Source organism: Flavicella sp. (genome assembly GCF_029238425.1).
In the GTDB taxonomy this organism is placed as follows: Bacteria; Bacteroidota; Bacteroidia; order Flavobacteriales; family Flavobacteriaceae; genus Flavicella.
Map to the genome: position 1 here is coordinate 1 of NZ_JAQWGB010000163.1, position 1,531 is coordinate 1,531.

The 1,531-nt window shown below is 36.8% G+C and carries 1 protein-coding gene; it reads right to left on the reverse strand.

Annotated elements, in window-relative coordinates:
- A partial coding sequence (locus P8H68_RS11210; protein WP_300325021.1) for a molybdopterin dinucleotide binding domain-containing protein occupies nucleotides 1-1,531 on the reverse strand: 1,531 nt, incomplete at both ends.

Below are 1,531 nucleotides of genomic sequence, written 5' to 3' on the forward strand. Positions count from 1 at the left end.
TGAGCCAATAATCTACTGGCAACTCTATCAAGTTGACGTTCCATTAGTCTAGGGGCTCTTTGAACAATAGTGATATTAACGCCTCTTTTGTTCAAAGCAGCAGCCAATTCAAGTCCAAGCAATCCACCTCCAACAATAACAACATGTTGCTGGTTGAAAGGAAGTCCCGTTTGGTCTAAGTAATTTTTAAGTCCATCAGCATCTGCTTTATTACGCATGGTAAATCTACCCGGTAATTCAAGTTGAGCATCTTGAGGAACAAAGGCTCTACTTCCTGTAGCCATTATTAAAACATCATACTCATGAACAACACCGTGATTATCAGTAATGGTCTTGTTTTCACGATTTATAGCTTCAATTGAAGTACTGGCATGTAACTTAACTTTTAATTTGTCAAGTTCACCTTTTTTAATCTTTTGTAATTCTTCCCATGTCATTTCCTCACTTACATATTCCGGTAATAGTACACGGTTGTAAAATGGAGTAGGTTCTAATGAGAATACTTCTAATTCATCAGTTTCATTGTTCTCTCTGTATGTTTGAACAAATCTATAAGCGGCTGCACCACCACCAATGACACATATTTTTTGCTTTTCTTTTTTGTATTTGCTTACTTGAACAGCACAATATTTAAAATCAGGTTCCTTAGAAACAGGATCGATTAAATTGTTTGTTAGATTATTTGCTCTACCATGATCGCTGTTTAGGATTTTTCCAAAATGCATTGGCATAAAAACAACTCCAGTACGGATATCATAATTAATTTGAACGGTAACTCTAACCTCACCTCTCGTGTTTTTAACAACTACGATATCTCCCTCTTTTAGATTACGGTTGTGAGCATCCACACCGTTCATCTCTAAATATGGTTTTTCAATATGCGTTAATAAACGTTGTACTTTACCCGTTTTGGTTCTTGTATGCCATTGATCTCTAATTCTACCTGTATTAAGAATTAGTGGGTATGTAGAGCTAGTTTGTTCTGATTTATTTTCGGTGTTTGTCGGGATGTTAAATGCAGCTCTCTCCGTAGGAGTGTCAAATTTAAGATCCGTATACAAACGTGGAGTTCCTTTGTGAGTGTTATGAGGAACTGGCCATTGCATGGTTCCTTCATCAATAAGCCTCGCATGTGAAAGTCCAGATACATCAATGTTTGTTCCTTTTGTTAAAAGACAGTGTTCATCATAAACTTCACTCACAGTTTTGTAATTGAAACCTGGGAAATCCATTTTTTGTGCAAACCTCCATAATATTTCGGCATCTGGAAGTGCTTCTCCTGGTGCTTCAATACCTTTCGGTAAATAGCTTATACGTCTTTCTGAGTTGGTCATGGTACCTTCTTTTTCTAACCAACCAGCGGCTGGTAAAAGAAGATCTGCAAATTCTGCGGTTTCAGAGTTATGTGATATATCTTGAACCACAACAAATTTTGCTTTTTTCAAAGCACGTTCAATTTTGTTTGAGTCAGGTAAACTCACAACAGGATTCGTACAGATTATCCAAATCGCTTTTAGTTTTCCGCTATCTA